This window comes from Collimonas sp. (genome assembly GCF_035566375.1).
GTDB lineage: Bacteria > Pseudomonadota > Gammaproteobacteria > Burkholderiales > Burkholderiaceae_D > Collimonas.
In genome coordinates this window covers 163,579-180,210 of record NZ_DATMRK010000046.1, presented here as the reverse complement: position 1 = coordinate 180,210, position 16,632 = coordinate 163,579, and the positions used below count along the sequence as shown (strand labels likewise).

At 54.3% G+C, this 16,632-nt stretch carries 15 protein-coding genes; 12 read left to right on the top strand and 3 right to left on the bottom strand.

All coding sequences use genetic code 11. The annotated features are described in order from the left end of the window. Window positions 1-1,288, top strand: a 1,288-nt coding sequence (locus VNZ60_RS14850; protein WP_325660392.1) for an ATP-dependent nuclease, incomplete at its 5' end; no start/stop codon positions are given. Then, complete coding sequence (locus tag VNZ60_RS14845; RefSeq protein WP_325660391.1) at window positions 1,272-3,278, top strand: UvrD-helicase domain-containing protein; 2,007 nt, start codon at window positions 1,272-1,274, stop codon at window positions 3,276-3,278. The genes VNZ60_RS14850 and VNZ60_RS14845, both read left to right, overlap by 17 nt. Window positions 3,279-3,330: 52 nt before the next feature. On the opposite strand, the gene VNZ60_RS14840 is transcribed toward VNZ60_RS14845, so the two are convergent. The 3 genes from VNZ60_RS14840 to VNZ60_RS14830 all read right to left on the bottom strand — a co-directional run bounded on the left by VNZ60_RS14840 (window position 3,331) and on the right by VNZ60_RS14830 (window position 5,450). Next, a complete protein-coding gene (locus tag VNZ60_RS14840; RefSeq protein WP_325660408.1) occupies window positions 3,331-4,488 on the bottom strand; it encodes a YifB family Mg chelatase-like AAA ATPase in 1,158 nt (385 codons plus the stop codon). 138 nt (window positions 4,489-4,626) lie between these two features. Then, a complete protein-coding gene (locus VNZ60_RS14835; protein WP_325660389.1) occupies window positions 4,627-4,866 on the bottom strand; it encodes an accessory factor UbiK family protein in 240 nt (79 codons plus the stop codon). A gap of 143 nt (window positions 4,867-5,009) precedes the next feature. Continuing rightward, window positions 5,010-5,450: a GNAT family N-acetyltransferase gene (locus tag VNZ60_RS14830; RefSeq protein ID WP_414648850.1), complete on the bottom strand. Its 441-nt coding sequence runs from the start codon at window positions 5,448-5,450 to the stop codon at window positions 5,010-5,012. A gap of 202 nt (window positions 5,451-5,652) precedes the next feature. Here VNZ60_RS14830 and pdxR point away from each other — a divergent pair, with 202 nt between their 5' ends. The 10 genes from pdxR to ptsP all read left to right on the top strand — a co-directional run bounded on the left by pdxR (window position 5,653) and on the right by ptsP (window position 16,247). After that, on the top strand, window positions 5,653-7,113 hold the full coding sequence (pdxR, locus tag VNZ60_RS14825) for a MocR-like pyridoxine biosynthesis transcription factor PdxR (RefSeq protein WP_325660386.1): 1,461 nt from the start codon (window positions 5,653-5,655) through the stop codon (window positions 7,111-7,113). 285 nt (window positions 7,114-7,398) lie between these two features. Next, the gene (locus VNZ60_RS14820; protein WP_325660384.1) at window positions 7,399-8,181 is read left to right on the top strand and encodes a TorF family putative porin; all 783 of its coding nucleotides are present in this window, start codon (window positions 7,399-7,401) and stop codon (window positions 8,179-8,181) included. Between the two features lie 79 nt (window positions 8,182-8,260). Then, on the top strand, window positions 8,261-8,599 hold the full coding sequence (locus tag VNZ60_RS14815; protein ID WP_038493850.1) for a P-II family nitrogen regulator: 339 nt from the start codon (window positions 8,261-8,263) through the stop codon (window positions 8,597-8,599). Between the two features lie 76 nt (window positions 8,600-8,675). Then, on the top strand, window positions 8,676-10,169 hold the full coding sequence (locus VNZ60_RS14810; RefSeq protein ID WP_414648849.1) for an ammonium transporter: 1,494 nt from the start codon (window positions 8,676-8,678) through the stop codon (window positions 10,167-10,169). Between the two features lie 126 nt (window positions 10,170-10,295). Continuing rightward, window positions 10,296-10,844 (top strand): GNAT family N-acetyltransferase, encoded by a 549-nt coding sequence (locus VNZ60_RS14805; protein ID WP_325660380.1) that lies wholly within the window; start codon window positions 10,296-10,298, stop codon window positions 10,842-10,844. A gap of 352 nt (window positions 10,845-11,196) precedes the next feature. Beyond that, a complete protein-coding gene (gene gshA, locus VNZ60_RS14800; RefSeq protein ID WP_325660379.1) occupies window positions 11,197-12,495 on the top strand; it encodes a glutamate--cysteine ligase in 1,299 nt (432 codons plus the stop codon). 36 nt (window positions 12,496-12,531) lie between these two features. Then, the gene (gene gshB, locus VNZ60_RS14795; RefSeq protein WP_325660377.1) at window positions 12,532-13,473 is read left to right on the top strand and encodes a glutathione synthase; all 942 of its coding nucleotides are present in this window, start codon (window positions 12,532-12,534) and stop codon (window positions 13,471-13,473) included. A 123-nt stretch (window positions 13,474-13,596) separates the two neighbouring features. After that, the gene (locus tag VNZ60_RS14790) at window positions 13,597-14,001 is read left to right on the top strand and encodes a PTS sugar transporter subunit IIA (RefSeq protein ID WP_325660375.1); all 405 of its coding nucleotides are present in this window, start codon (window positions 13,597-13,599) and stop codon (window positions 13,999-14,001) included. 67 nt (window positions 14,002-14,068) lie between these two features. After that, on the top strand, window positions 14,069-14,338 hold the full coding sequence (locus VNZ60_RS14785) for an HPr family phosphocarrier protein (RefSeq protein WP_325660373.1): 270 nt from the start codon (window positions 14,069-14,071) through the stop codon (window positions 14,336-14,338). Window positions 14,339-14,492: 154 nt separating this feature from the next. Further along, window positions 14,493-16,247 carry a phosphoenolpyruvate--protein phosphotransferase gene (gene ptsP / locus VNZ60_RS14780; protein WP_325660371.1) on the top strand — a complete coding sequence of 585 codons (1,755 nt, stop codon included), beginning with the start codon at window positions 14,493-14,495 and terminating at the stop codon, window positions 16,245-16,247. The last annotated feature ends 385 nt before the right edge of the window (window positions 16,248-16,632 follow it).

The following is a 16,632-nucleotide window of genomic DNA, read 5'->3' as shown; positions in this document are numbered from 1 at the left end:
AACCTATCTCAAACCCCTGCGAGATGCTGAGGTAGAGCTGGTTGCAAGAAAGAATTCGCGACTCTCACAAATTCTCGTTGGGCATGAAGCGTTCAAAAATAAGGGAGCTGATCACCCACTAATGGAACAATTGGCGAATTTCAATGGTTCGATTGAAAGCTATTTCGAGGGAAAAGATCATTTAGGTGCAGTCATCGTGGATCAGCTCGGCAAAAACCTGAAAGATCAAATCGACACATATATCCAGGAACTCTATGAACCCGGCAAAAAAACTGGTTTGGCCGTTACAGAGCGAGGCCAAATCAAGAACTTGCTGGAAAAGCTTGAGCTCTCCATACAAGGGGAAATCAGACCTGGACTGGGAACTCTTAATCGACTTTTCATGGCGTCCGAACTGCTACATCTGAACAAGAGCAATTGGACGGGAATGCGGCTGGGATTAGTAGAAGAGCTGGAAGCGCATCTGCACCCGCAAGCTCAAATGCAGGCTATCGAGACGTTCCAGAAGCAAACAGGCGTGCAATTGATACTAACTACGCATAGCCCCAACATTGGATCAAAACTGGAACTTAAAAATCTTATCATTTGTAGCGGAAACAATGCATTTCCTATGAGTTCCGTTTACACGGAATTGGATGAGGACGACTACGTTTTCCTTCAGCGTTTCCTGGATGTGACGAAGGCAAATTTATTTTTCTCTAAGGGCATCATATTGGTGGAAGGATGGTCGGAGGAGTTGCTGTTACCCGAACTTGCAAAATTGATTGGCTACAACTTAACAGAAAATGGCGTGGCCGTTGTCAACGTGAACAGCCTAGCTTTCATCCGCTATGCAAACATTTTTAAACGTAAGAATAGTCCTCACTTCACCAAACCTGTGGCAGTTGTAAGCGATGTCGATATCCAGCCAAATGACGAAGATGGTTCCGTTGTGGGTGACAGGGTAAAGCTTACCCTAGGACTTGCAGCCAAAGCCGCGAAATACGATGGTCAAAGTGTAAAGTCCTTCATTGCGCCTCAATGGACATTGGAATATTGCCTCTCGAAATCAACTACGTTCAAGGATCAGTTCGCTGAAATCGCAAAAGCCGTGCATAGCAAAACTGACTGGACGGACTTCGATGCAACTCTCGCAGATAAGTTGAAACGCCGTGCCTTGTCCAAAACGGAGATTGCGAGCCGACTCGCACAGTCGATTGCCAGTGGAAAGATTGACAAAACGAAGATAGCTGGAGACACGCATATTGAATACCTAGTTAGGGCTATTGAATATGCCTGCGCACATTAACGTTTCGGATGAAGATTTCGCGTATGCGGAGCGTATTCTTCTGCCCGCCGGCGCAACCTTCGACGACGAACGCCGAAAGTTTATTCGGAATCTTGAAACGATTGATTTGCAGGCGGTTCCTGGAAGTGGAAAGACAACAGCTCTGCTCGCGAAGCTATTGATAATTGACCGCTATTTACCTTTTGACGATGGTTCTGGAGTTTTGGTTATATCGCACACTAATGCGGCAATAGACGAAATAAAAAACAATATTGGTCTCTATTGCACCAATCTTTTCAAATACCCTAATTTTGTAGGAACAATTCAGAGTTTCACCAACGAATTCCTAGCGACACCATTTTATGTCGATAAATATAAGAAATTACCTCTTCGAATTGATGACGATATCTACGGCCAAAAATTCTCCGCACCTCCGTATAAGATAAGGGAATTCACGGATCAAGAGAACAAGAATGCCAGGCGCTTCCTTTTGGCGAACAAGAAGGTCATACGATGGTCCTTTGTCGATGGCAAAGTTTGTCTAACAGACGAATATTGCGGAAAGAAAATTGACTTCAAAAAACCGAAGAATAAGGCTAAGTCTTACGAAGACTGGAACGCGGATGAAAAAAACAGGGTTCGACAATGGATCACAAAATTCAAGGCCGGAATTCTGAAGGCTGGATGTCTTTGTTATGACGACGCGTATTTCCTTGCAAACGTTTCGCTTCAGAAAAATTCGGCTTCCAAACTGCTTCTCCAAAGACGTTTTTCGGGCGTGTTCGTCGACGAGATGCAGGACATGGCACAACATCAGCACGACCTTTTGGAGTCAATTTTCTTTGACGGCGGATCAAGTAGATCGACTTACCAAAGAATTGGCGACAAGAACCAATCCATTTTCGATGGGAAGGAAGCCACGGCGCAGAATTTTTGGAAAGACCGGGAGACCGTCTTGGAGCTTAACGGCAGCTACCGACTGAGTTCGACACTTGCAAGTGTCGTCAGTTCGTTTGCCATCGTACCGTCGAAAATTGAGGGGCGAAGGAAAAATATTGACGGCAGCGACATTGCTATCAAACCCCATTTCATCGTGTTTTCGGAAACTTCAAAAGGGCAGGTAATTTCTCGATTCGCTATGATCGTCAAAACGCTGTTGGATGAGGGAAAAATTCAGGCAAACTTGCGCAATAAATACAAAGCAGTTGCGTGGGCAACGCAAAAGGACGATGGAAAGTTACGGCTCTGCGACTACTATCCAGACTACTCAAGGGAAGAGCAACAGCAAAGAACAGATTATTCTACCCTCGAAGAATATATTGCCAACTATGACAAGAATGACCGTACTTTGTCGTCCGTTGAACGAAATATTAGTAATGCGCTACTCAGAGTTCTGAGGGAAGAAGGAATTGTCGATATTACCCAGGCGCAATATTCGAATTCAAAAATGCGAGAATTTCTGAAAGATTTCAAACCCAATTATTGGGTTGCGTTCGAGGCTAAGTTGTACAAGTGGTGTCTAGATGTCGTTCAAGGGCACGGCACTGCTGCTTTGTTGGATATTAGGAATAATTTACCTGAATTTCTCCTCCAGTTTGAGGGCCGGATAAACAATAGTTCAAATTTTATAAGCGGAACCGGCGGACTCACAGTTTCAGCGTCAGTCTCGCTAAGCAAAAGACTGAGAAATGTCTTGCAATATGATGGTTTCGATGTGGAGGTGTCGACAGTGCATCGCGTTAAAGGAGAGACACATGCGGCGACCTTGTATATGGAAACGTTTTATCAAAAAGGTGCTGGAGGTAACTACGAATCCGAGCGATTGGTAAATTCACTAAAAGGCAATACTTTAGCCGTGGATGCCCACAATCTGGTCAAACAATCAGCGAAGATGGTTTATGTTGGATTCTCTAGACCAACTCACTTACTTTGTTTTGCAGTGCACGAATGCAGATTCGCCAAGTTTGGCGAGGAAATAGACAAAGACATATGGGAAGTGGTTCGACTATAGTGCCCGTCTCCAATTTGATAGCAAATCGTATTATTTATAGCTAGCGCTTTGATCACGTACGGGGACGAGACAATCTAGCGAGTGGTGGCTGAGTCAAGGTAACCGTTCTGACAGGACTATTAGTTGTGAACAACTTGTTTGTAGCTCTACAAAAGCAGGGATTCATCGCCGCCAGCAGCTGGAATTGCGCTGGGAAATCGGCTTGACGCGCCGCGCGCGAAATCGTGATGTGGCCTGATTCCAGCGGCTCACGTAATACCTCCAGCACACGTCGGTCAAACTCAGGTATTTCGTCGAGAAACAATACGCCGCGATGCGCCAAGGAAATTTCACCGGGGCGCGGCGGGCTGCCGCCGCCAACCAGCGCCACACCGGATGCGGTGTGATGGGGCGCCCGATACGGGCGCACCTTCCAGCGCGCGCCGGAAAAACCGCTGGTGAGCGACTGCACTGCCGCCGATTCCAGTGCTTCACGATCGCTCATGGGCGGTAAAATTCCCGGGAAACGTGCCGCCAGCATCGATTTTCCAGTGCCGGGCGGCCCCACCAGCAACACGCTATGCGCCCCGGCAGCAGCCACTTCCAGCGCACGTTTGGCTTGCACTTGCCCTTTCACATCACTGAAATCGGCGTAAGGCGGCGGCCGTCGCTGCGGCTCAGCCGTGTGGCGTAACAACCTGGTTTCTTGCTGTTTGGAAGAAAAGTGAGCGCATACCTGCAACAGGCTGTCTGCGGGGAAAATGCGGGCATCGCCGACCAGTGCCGCTTCTTCGGCGTTGCCGCGTGGCAGGATGAAAGCATGCTGCTGGTCGGAATCCGCGGTCATGGCAAAAGTCATCGCCAGTGCCCCGCGTATCGGCCTTAGCTCGCCTGACAGCGACAGTTCACCGGCAAATTCGTATTGATCGAGTTCGTCGGACGGCATTTGTCCCGATGCAGCCAGGATGCCGAGCGCAATCGGCAAGTCGAAGCGCCCCGATTCTTTCGGTAAATCGGCGGGCGCCAGATTCACCGTGATGCGGCGTGAGGGAAATTCGAAACGGGCATTTTGCAGCGCTGCGCGGACCCGGTCTTTGGATTCCTTGACCTCGGTTTCGGGCAGGCCGACGATGGTGAAAGATGGCAGGCCGTTGGCCAGATGGACTTCTACTGTGACTGCGGGCGCTTGCATGCCTGCCAGCGCCCGGCTTTTCAGTACTGCCAGCGTCACTGGCGCGCCATCAGGGAGCCCCGAAATACGTGCTACGCGATGCAATCTCGGCACTGCGATGCTCACCGTACTTTCGTACGGCTGCGCTTCTCCTGCCGACCTTGCAACGCTCGCTACGGTCTTTCGGGCTCCCCATAATCAGCGCTTCAGTTGCGTTTCAAGCTCGGTCACGCGAGCTTCAAGCGCCTCAAGTTTTTCACGGGTGCTGGCCAATACCTGGGCTTGTACGTCAAACTCTTCGCGCGTGACCAGATCCAGTTTGGCGAAACCCTGGCCTAGCATAGCCTTGACGTTTTTTTCGATATCCTTGGCGGGGGAATTTTCGATGGCCTGATTGATCTTGGCTTGGATGTCGTCAAAAAAATTGGGTTTGTTCATGATCGATTGCCCTTTAAGGCTAAATAAGAAAAATGATAACCGATACGCGCAAACCCGACATCGAAATTGTGATCCGGTGCGGCAGTTTAAGCCATTACTGCCGCTGCTGAATCACTCGTCATCTCACTCGCTATCGAGCATCGTTAATCAAGCTGTTTGCGATATTGCACAAAGCCGGAGCGCTGTGCGATGCGGTCGTACAGTTGCATGGCGGTGCTATTAGTCTCGTGGGTCAGCCAATGCACGCGTGAGCTGCCGGCGGCTTTGGCTTGCGCGTAAACATGCTCAATCAGTCCCCGGCCGACGCCGCTTCCGCGTTGTTGCGGAGAAACGTACAAGTCTTGCAGATAGCAGGAATCTTCGACGGTCCAGCAACTGCGCTGGAAAATCCAGTGGACCAGGCCGAGCGCTTTGCCATCCGCCATTGCCAGTGCGCCGAATACCGGTTCCGCGGGGTCCAGGATACGTTGCCAAGTCACCAGGCGCGTAGCTTGCGGAATCTGAACTTCATAAAAATCCTGGTAACCCTGCCATAGCGGTTGCCAGATGGCAAAGTCCTGCTCGCTGAGCGGCGTGATCTGAATTCGTGGATGTGCGGCTGAATCTGAAGCTGAATTTGAAGCCAAGATAACCTCCTGTGAGAATGCGATAGCGATAAACGCTGCTGATTGAGGCACGAGTAAAAAAGCCAGTGTTTATCGTAGCGCCATAAGTTGGTATCATCAAAGATCCAAGATTGTTTATATTTATAGGTCCAATGTGAAGCCCGTAGCACCGTCTCTTTCAATGAATCTGGATCCCGCTGGCATTACGCTCGACGGCGGCAAAGGTTTGGCCAAGCAACTCTACCTGGCGTTGCGACAACGGATCCTGGCAACCCCCGACAATTACCGCATCAAGTTGCCCACTTCACGCAACCTGGCGCTAGCCTTGCAGCTATCGCGCAATACCGTGGTGCGGGCTTACGAACAGTTGTATGCCGAGGGGATAATCAGCAGCAGGGTCGGCGACGGCACTTACGCCGACGGCCTGGCAGCGGCCGCCGTTCCCAAGCCTGATGCGCGGGCTCCGGCGGCGCCCGCGATGTGGCAGTCGTCCATGCTGCAGCGCTTGAGCGGATATGAGGAACGACGCCGCATGTCGGACGGCCCGGCGCGTGCTTTCCGACTTGGAATACCGGCCTACGATTTGTTTCCGAACCAGATCTGGGGGCGCTTGCAAAGCCAGTTCTGGCGTCACGCGCCGCTGGCGCAGATGGGCTACGGCGATGCTGCCGGCAGCCTTCGCCTGCGGGAATTGATTGCGGCTTATCTGCGGCAAGCGCGCGGCTTGGTCTGCGATCCGTCGCAAATCATGATGACCGCCGGCGCGCAGCATGGGATTGCCTTGTGCGCGCAATTGTTGCTCGATGCGGGTGATAAGGTCGCTATCGAAAATCCATGTTATCCCTCGGCAGCGGCGGCACTGACAATGGCCGGTGCGCAACTGATAGGAATTGCGCTGGACCAGGATGGGATGGACACTTCGCAATTGGCGCAACATGTGGACTGCCGGATGGCGTATGTGACGCCGTCGCACCAGTATCCGGTCGGCGTGACGCTGTCGCTGGCGCGCCGGCTCGAATTGCTGGCTTGGGCCGAGCGTCACAATACCTGGATCATCGAAGACGATTATGACGGCGAATATCGCTATGACGGCACGCCGCTGGCACCGCTGGCGGCGCTCGATCACGGCGGGCGCGTGTTGTATGTCGGTACTTTTTCAAAAATCGCTTTTCCCGGTTTGCGGCTGGGTTATCTGGTCTTGCCGCCCAAGTTGGTGCCGGCGCTGATCGCGCTACGCGCCATGGGCGACCGGCATCCGCCGGCGGCGGATCAGGCAGTAATGGCCGAATTCATCGCGGCAGGCCATTTCCAGCGCCACATCCGGCGCATGCGGCGCGCCAGCCGTGCACGGCGCGATGCCTTGATGGAGGTCTGGACGCCGTTGTTTGGGCAGCAACTGCCTTTGCCCAAGGTCGCCGCGGGTTTGCATCTGAGCCTGCCCCTGGCAAGCACCGGGCAAGAGACGGAGCTGGTGGCCAAGGCCCTTGCTGCGGGTGTCGAAATCAATCCGCTCAGCCGTTTTCGCCTGCCTGGCCAAAACCTCAACCCACACCATCGCGCAGGCTTGGTTTTAGGTTTTGCCGGCGTCGATGAGATGTCGATCCGGCGCGCGTTAATGTCTCTGCAGCAAGTCTGGCCTTGATCTGTAGTCGACTACAGATTGTCATGTAGTTCTTCCAGGATATTTTTGCACCAAAACGATGCTGGTTTAAGCATCTGCCTTATTTTGGTGCGCTCTCTTGTCAATATTTCTGTGCAAGAACGTCCGTCAATTAACAATTGGTAAAAAGCGGCCAATAAAATGCCCCGCCAGGGGCTCTGGCTGGGTAAATCGGTGGCGAAAAACGGTTGGCATGGGTTCTGCTATGGAAAGTCTGAAGAGTAATGATTTATCGGTTTTTCATTCAACATACCAACAGGGACATCCATGAAAAAGCTGATTTTAGCCGCAGCAATAGCAGCAATAGCCTCAGGTTTTGCCACAAGTTTTGCACATGCCGAAGACGCCAAGCCGGACAACGAGATCAGTTACAACATTGGCGCCGTCAACGACTATCGCTTCCGCGGTATCTCGCAAACGCGTTTCGACCCGGCAGTGCAGGGCGGCGCCGACTACACCAATAATCCGACCGGCCTGTATGCAGGAACCTGGCTGTCCAACATCAAGTGGATCAAGGATGCGGTCGACAGCGCTCATACGGGCACCGGCGGCAAAGGGCCGGTGGAATGGGATATCTACGGCGGCAAGCGCGGCGATCTGCCTGGCGGTTTCACTTATGACGTCGGCGGTCTGTATTACTACTACCCCACCAACAACTACACCCAGATCGGCAGAAACGCCAATACTTTCGAGCTGTATGGGCAGATCGGCTACGGCCCGGCCTATTTCAAATATTCGCATGCGATGACCAATCTGTTCGGCACCGTGAACAGCAAGAACAGCGCTTACTACGATGCCGGCGCCAATTTCGATGTCGGCCTGGGCGTCACGCTGGGTTTGCACCTCGGTCATCAAACGGTGGAGCACACCAGCTTTGCCAGTTACACCGACTGGAAAATCGGCGTCACCAAAACCTTTGACCAACTGGCCGGCGTGACTTTGGGTCTGGCCTATGTCGGCACCGACGCCAAGGACGGCGCTTATGTCAGCCCGAGCGGCAAGAACCTGGGTAGAAACGGCGCTGTGTTTTCTGTAGCGAAGACCTTCTGATCGATACAAAACAGCAGAAACACGGAAAACAGCAGAAACACGGCGGCAACTGCCGCCTCACAAAACAAACGAGGCCGACATGAAACTGATTACAGCGATCATCAAACCATTCAAGCTCGACGAAGTGCGTGAAGCGCTTTCGGCGATTGGCGTGCAAGGCATTACCGTGACCGAGGTCAAGGGTTTCGGTCGCCAGAAAGGCCATACCGAGCTGTATCGCGGCGCCGAGTATGTGGTCGACTTTTTGCCGAAGACGAAAATCGAAGCAGCGGTCGACGACAGCATTCTGGAACAGGCGGTAGAAGCGATCGAAACCGCAGCCCGTACCGGCAAGATCGGCGACGGCAAGATCTTTGTGTTTGATCTGCAGGAAGTTATTCGTATTCGTACCGGTGAAACCGGCAAAGATGCAATCTAAGGGGATAAAAAATATGAACATCAAAAGAACGTTTGCTACGATTTTAGCGGCCTGCTCGCTGATCGCTGCTACTTCCATGTTGCCGGCGTCAGCCGCTGACGAGGCGTCTGCCAGCGCCAGTGCCAGCGTGGCTGCTGCCAGTGCAGATGCATCAGCTGCCGCGGTTGCTGCGCCTGCAGCGGCGGCCGCAACACCAGTTGCCGCGGCGCCCGCTGCTGCCGCCAGCGCCCCTGCTGCTGCCGCTGCACCTGCAGCGCTGGTGCCGAACAAGGGCGACACCTCTTGGTTGCTGGTGTCTACAGCATTCGTCATATTGATGACTTTGCCCGGCTTGGGTTTGTTCTACGGTGGCCTGGTGCGCAGCAAAAACATGCTGTCGGTGCTGATGCAATGTTTCACGGTGTTCTCGCTGATCATCGTGTTGTGGATACTCTACGGTTACAGCATCGCGTTCACCGAGGGCAATTCCTTCTTCGGTGGTTTCAGCCGGCTATTCTTGCACGGTATGACACCGGATTCGGTTGCTGCCACCTTCAGCAAAGGCGTGGTAGTGCCTGAGTTCGCCTATGTGGTGTTCCAGGGTGCGTTTGCCGCGATTACCTGCGCCCTGATCATCGGCGCTTTCGCCGAGCGCGCCAAGTTCTCCGCGATCCTGGTATTCACCGTGTTGTGGTTCACTTTCGCCTATCTGCCGATGGCGCATATGGTCTGGTACTGGCCTGGTCCAGATGGCTTTACCGATGCTGCTGCCGCCGAAAAACTGACTGCTACCGGCGGCTGGCTGTTCCAAAAGGGCGCGCTCGATTTCGCTGGCGGCACCGTGGTGCATATCAACGCCGCTATCGCTGGCCTGGTTGGTTCGTATGTGATCGGCAAGCGTGTCGGTTTCGGCAAGGAAGCGTTCAAGCCGCATAGCCTGACCTTGACCATGGTCGGCGCTTCGTTGCTGTGGTTCGGCTGGTTTGGTTTCAACGCCGGTTCCGCTTTGGAAGCCAACGGCAGCGCTGCGCTGGCCTTCATCAATACCTTGCTGGCAACCGCTGCTGCAGTGTTGAGCTGGAGCGCGGGTGAATGGATCGGCAAGGGCAAGCCTTCGATGCTGGGTGGCGCTTCGGGTGCTGTTGCTGGCCTGGTGGCGATCACGCCTGCCGCCGGTTTCGTCGGCCCGATGGGCGCCTTGGTCATGGGCTTGCTGGCTGGTTTCGTCTGCCTGTGGGGTGTCACCGGCCTGAAGCGTTTGCTGGGTGCGGACGATGCGCTGGATGTGTTTGGCGTGCATGGCGTCGGCGGTATCCTGGGCGCATTGCTGACCGGTGTGTTTGCGGCGCCTAGCCTGGGCGGCGTCGGCATCTATGACTACGTCACCAATGCCGTGGCGCCAGACTATTCGATTCCTGGCCAACTGTGGATCCAGTTTGAAGGCGTGCTGACCACGCTGGTCTGGTCCGGCCTGGTTTCGCTGATCGCATTCAAGCTGGTCGATATCGTCATGGGATTGCGTGTGACCGAGGAAGAAGAGCGCGAAGGCCTGGATATCTCCAGCCATGGCGAATCTGCTTATCACGACTAAGTCATTCTGATCGTGCCGGATAGCTGCAGCACTGGCTATCCGCTACGATGCTCTACGTAATCCCGGGTCGATAGTCATGGCCTGGGATTTTGTTTTTTTGCGCTAACCGTTTCAGGAGATTTCAGCTTGGACCCGACCATCACCCCGCAGCGTTTGACCACATGTACGGTGGAGGACGTCAGGGCGAATCAGTTCGATCAGGTGGTGGGCCCGCTCACCGAGATCCTGATGGCCTGTGTAAGGCAGGGAGCCATTGTCGGTTTTGTGGATACGCCGAATGCCGAAGATGCGTTTTCATTCTGGTATGGCGTCAGCGGCTCGCTGGTAAGCGGCGGCCGTCGCCTGCTGGTGGCGCGCTTTGCCGGGCAGATCGTCGGCACCGTGCAACTGGTGCTGGCAGCGCCGGCCAACGGCCGTCATCGCGCCGAAATCTCCAAATTGCTGGTGCATCCCGATGTGCGGCGCAAAGGCGTAGCGCGCATATTGATGCAACAGGCGGAAGCAATTGCGCGCGCCGACGGCCGCTCTCTGCTGATCCTGGACACGCGCACCGGCGATGCGGCAGAATCTTTGTATAGTTCGCTCGGGTTTGCGCTGGCCGGTATCATTCCCGCCTATGCCCGCTCGACGGCGGGTAAGCTGACTGACAGCAGCTTCATGTACAAGCGGATTTAACTTTTGCAAGACAAAGGCAAGCGGGAATCGGGTCGGACACGATGGCAATTCGTGATAGCGATTTATGATAGTGATTTGATATGAAAAAAGGCGCCAGGCGGCGCTTTTTTTGTTTTTCCCGGGCTTTAAAAATACGCAACTGGCCCGATGTAGACTTGGCTTATAGAGCCCGTTGCCGGGCCATCGTTTTGGATGGCGTCGGATCGGGTAACCGGCGAAAGAATGCATTTCCCGTTAGAATCGGCGTCTCTTGCATGTTGTGGCTTGTTGTGGAAGTCTTGAAACCAACACTTTTACCCCAGGCAGTTGCGCTAGTTGCAGTCGCTGCATAGTTCCCAAAAGAAAGTTTTATATGGTTCCCCACCTTGTCACCGCCCTGAACGGCCCCTTGCTCGATCTGGAAAAGAAAATTCTCGCAGCCACTCCGGCCATCGAGCGCTGGTTCCGGATGGAATGGCAAGAACACACGCCGCCGTTCTATTGCTCGGTCGATCTGCGCAACTCGGGTTTCAAGCTGGCGCCGGTTGACACCAATCTGTTCCCGGGCGGTTTCAGTAACCTCTCGCCTGAAATGTTGCCGCTGGCAATACAGGCGGCGATGGCGGCTATCGAGAAATATTGCCCGGACGCCAAGAATCTGTTGTTGTTGCCGGAACTGAACACGCGCAACACTTTCTATTTGCAAAACGTAGCGCGGCTGATGCAGATTTTCCGTCAGACCGGCTTGCATGTCCGGCTTGGTTCGCTTGACGAAAACCTGAAGGAAGCGCAAACCATCGAGCTGCCGGACGGCAGCACGATCACGCTGGAGCCGCTCGAGCGTTCCGCCAACGGCCGCCGGCTGGGGCTGAAGAATTTCGACCCGTGCACCATCTTGCTGAATAACGATTTGTCTTCCGGCACGCCATCGATTCTGGAGAATATCAACGAGCAAAATCTGCTGCCGCCGCTGCACGCCGGCTGGACTGTGCGCCGCAAGAGCAATCATTTTGCGGCTTATGACGAAGTGGTCAAGAAATTCTCCAAACTGGTGGATGTCGATCCGTGGATGTTGAATCCGTTTTTCGCCAAGGTCGACCAGGTGGACTTCCAGGCCGTCGACGGTGACGACAAGCTGGCCGCCAGCGTCAGTTCGCTGCTGGCAAAGATCCGCAAGAAATACAAGGAATACGGCATCACGGAAAAACCGTTCGTGATCGTCAAGGCCGACGCCGGTACCGACGGCATGGGCGTGATGAGCGTGACAGACGTCAGCCAGATCAAGGAACTGAGCCGCAAACAGCGCGAGAAGCTGTCGCTGGGTAAAGCCGGCAACGAAATCCACGACTTGATCATCCAGGAAGGCGTGCATACTTTCGAACACATCAATGACGCTGTGGCAGAGCCGGTGGTGTACATGATCGACCGCTACGTGGTCGGCGGCTTTTATCGGGTGCACGCCGAGCGCGGCATCAATGAAAACCTGAACGCGCCGGGCGCCCATTTCGTACCGCTGGCCTTCGCCCAGCAACATGCGTTGCCGGATATGCTAGCCAAACCGGGCACCACCGCGCCGAACCGGTTCTACATGTACGGCGTAGTTGCACGTCTGGGTTTGCTGGCGGCTTCGCTGGAAATGGAAAAGACCGATCCTAATCCGGAAGAATATTAATTAGCACTCTGTCCTGACAACCATAGGGCCTAAAAAATGAAAATTGCTTTCCTCGCCGATCCGCTCAACACCTTCAAGACGTATAAGGATTCAACTTACGCAATGATGGTCGAAGCCGTCAAACGCGGCCATACCATCTATGCGTTCGAGCAGCAAGACATGGCGCTGGAAAGCGGGATTGTGACCGCCAATGTGGTCCGTGTCAGCCTGACCGGGGATGATAAGGATTGGTATCGCGCCAGCGCACCGGCGGCCATGTTCTTGTCAGAGTTCGATGCGATCCTGTTGCGCAAGGATCCGCCTTTCGACATGGAATATATCTACACCACGTATCTGCTGGAATTGGCGGAAACCCAGGGCGCGCGGGTATTTAACAAACCGCAGGCGATCCGCGACCACAATGAAAAGCTGGCGATTGCACAATTTTCGAAATACACCTCGCCGACCTTGGTGACGCGTGATGCGGCCCGCCTGCGCGCCTTCCATGCAGAACATCAGGACGTGATCCTGAAGCCGCTCGACGGCATGGGTGGCATCGGCATTTTCCGGGTGCGGCAAGACGGCTTGAATCTCGGATCCATCATTGAAACCCTGACCGACAACGGTCATCGCACCATCATGATCCAGCGCTTCATCCCAGAGATCGTCGCCGGCGACAAGCGGGTGCTGGTGATCGGCGGCGAAGTCGTGCCCTATTCATTGGCGCGGATTCCGCAAGGCAGCGAGGTGCGCGGCAATCTGGCGGCCGGCGGCATCGGCGTGGCGCAGCCGTTGACGGCGCGCGATCGCGAAATTGGCGAAGCACTCGGGCCGCTGTTGTTACAGCGCGGCCTGTTACTGGTAGGATTAGATGTGATTGGCGATTACCTGACTGAAGTCAACGTCACCAGCCCGACTTGCTTTCAGGAAATTAAACAGCAAACCGGTTTTGATGTTGCCGAAATGTTCATCAATGCGCTGGAAGCAGCGCTGCAATAATAAGAGATATAAGCGATTTGTATTGTCCTGATCGTTAGCTTGAATTCAGGGATCAGGATGGTCGTTGACGTAAAACCGTTGTAAACCCGGACAAATCCGCAATTCGGATTTGAGATTGACACTATGATTGGCATTCTTCTTTTAACCCACGCCCCATTGGGCCAGGCATTCATTGCCGCTGCCTCCCACGTGTTTCGTCAGACGCCGGAGCGGCTCGAAGCGATCGACGTCGTCGCCGACCAGAATCCTGCCGAAGTGCAGAAACTGGCCAAGCAGGCCGCGGCGCGTCTGGACGATGGTTCGGGGGTACTGGTGATTACCGACGTCATGGGTGGCACGCCATCCAATTGCACGCTGCCGTTTTGCACCGGCAGCCAGACCCAGGTGATTGCCGGTATCAGTTTGCCGATGCTGCTGCGCGCTTTGACTTATCGCAACGACACGCTCGACGTGGTGGCCGAAATGGCGCTGGCTGGCGGTCAGGGCGGGGCGGTCAGGGTCGATAACCGGGTGCGGGTGGCGCATTAGGCGCCGGCTTCTTAATACCAGGCAATACCAGGGTTTTTCAATACATTAGATATCAGATAAAAAACAAATGATTCAACAAGAAATTGAAATTATCAATAAACTCGGCTTGCACGCTCGCGCGTCAGCCAAATTTACACAACTGGCAAGTAAATTCAAAAGTGAAGTCTGGATGACCCGCAACAAGCGTCGTGTCAACGCCAAGTCGATCATGGGTGTGATGATGCTGGCGGCCGGCAAGGGCAGCACGATATTGCTGGAAGCTGAGGGCGAGGATGAGAAGACCTGCTTTGATGCCTTAAATCAGCTGATTCAAGACAAGTTCGGCGAAGGTGAATAAAACGGCTTATTGCTAGGCCAACTTCTAGGCCACCTTCTACAGCTTTAGCCCGGTTGCCTTGGAGATGGAGCGTTGCCGCCGGCTTGGCGGTTCCTGACTTTGTCTCGCAATTAATAAAAACATATAAAAACATATTTTTCAGCGGGCTGACCAGATGGCATCCTTTACCTTACATGGCATTCCGGTTTCGCGCGGCATCGCGATCGGCCGCGCCCATTTGCTGGCGCCGGCGGCGATGGACGTCAAACACTACCTGATCGGCGAAGCCGAGGTCGAAGCAGAAGTCCAGCGTTTGCAAAACGCAGTCGCCAAGGTACGCACTGAACTGCAGACCATCCGCAACGATTTGCCGAAAGAATCTCCGCCCGAGCTGGGCGCTTTTGTCGACGTCCATCTGCTGATCCTGTCGGACCCGATGCTGGCTGAGATGTCGCTCGATATCATCCGTAACCGCCAATATAACGCCGAATGGGCGCTGGTAACCCAGATCGACGAGTTGTCGGCGCAGTTCGACGAAATCGAAGACACCTATCTGCGCGAGCGCAAAATGGACGTGCTGCAGGTCGGTGAACGGCTGTTGAAAGTGCTGACCGGCACCGCCACCAGATTACCGGAAGTCGATAGCGACGGCGCTTCTTTTGCCAATATCGTGGTGGTCGCCTATGACATCTCACCGGCCGACATGCTGCAATTCCGCGATCGCGCGTTTGCCGGGTTTGTCACCGATCTCGGTGGCCAGAACTCCCATACCGCGATTGTGGCGCGCAGCCTGGATATTCCGGCTGCTGTCGGTATGAATAACGCTTCGCGCCTGATCAAGCAAGACGACTGGATCATCATCGACGGCGATGCCGGTGTCGTGATTGTCGATCCGGCAACAGTAATACTCAAACAATATCGCGAGCGGCAGGCGCACTTGCTGCGTTCGCGCAGGAAGTTAGGCAAGATCAAGAAGACCCGCGCGGTCACCCTGGACGGCACCGAAATCACCTTGCTGGCCAATATCGAACTGCCCAGCGACTGTGCGGCGGCGATGGATGCCGGCGCTAGCGGGGTCGGCCTGTTCCGTTCGGAATTCCTGTTCATGGGCCGCATCGGCACCCAGCATGAGTTGCCGAACGAGGACGAACAGTTTGAATCCTATCGGCAGGCGGTGATAGCGATGAAGGGCCGGCCGGTGACCATCCGCACCTTGGATGTCGGCGCCGACAAGCCGATCAACACCGAGGAGCAGACCGCGCTCAATCCGGCGCTGGGCTTGCGCGCGATCCGTTATTGCCTGGCAGAGCCACAGCTGTTCCTGACGCAACTGCGGGCAATTTTGCGCGCTTCCGCGTTTGGCAAAGTGAAGCTGCTGATTCCGATGCTGGCGCATGCGTTTGAAATCGACCAGACTTTGGCCATGATCGCGCAAGCCAAGCAACAGCTGCGCGATGAGGGCATCGCCTTCGATGAAGCGATCCAGACTGGCGCCATGATCGAAATCCCGGCGGCGGCGTTAGCCTTACCGATGTTCATCAAGCGTATGGATTTTTTATCGATCGGCACCAACGACCTGATCCAGTACACATTGGCGATCGACCGCGTCGATCACGAAGTGGCGCATTTGTATAATCCGCTGCACCCCGCTGTCTTGTTCTTGTTGTCGAGCGTGATTGCATTGGGCCGCAAGGCTGGGATTGCGGTGTCGGTATGCGGCGAAATGGCGGGCGACGTCAAATTTACGCGTTTGTTGCTGGGCATGGGCTTACTGGAGTTTTCGATGCATCCGGCGCAGTTGCTGGCGGTGAAACAGGAAGTGCTGAACAGCGATCTGGACGACCTGATGCCGCAGACCAAAAAAATCCTGCGTAATACGGAGCCGAGTGCAATTGCGACAGCCGTCCACCAGATGCGCATGACAGCATGATCAGCCTGTCTTTATAGTTCCAGTTTGACGCCAGGCCCCGACTTGGTTATTCTTGAGTCATCGCGCCGATTTGAATGGTCTTACCACCTCAGCTTGCGGGCGCGCGGCATCACCCGGTCTCCGGATCAGGCGATGCCAAATAAATACGGCTAAAGCGAGCTTGAAGTACAAGCCCAGAATTTAGCCCGATTAGCGAAAGCTCTCGGGCTTTTTTTATTTCCATACAACTCTAATGTAGTGTTTCACACATAATGAAACTTCATAAACGGCGTCTTTTCGCGCCATGCGTCGTTGCAAATCCTCGCGATAGTCCCGCTATCGCTCCGGTTCGCGCCTAGCCTGGCACGAAAATACACCATTTCTGAAGCCCCATTACATGCGAAAC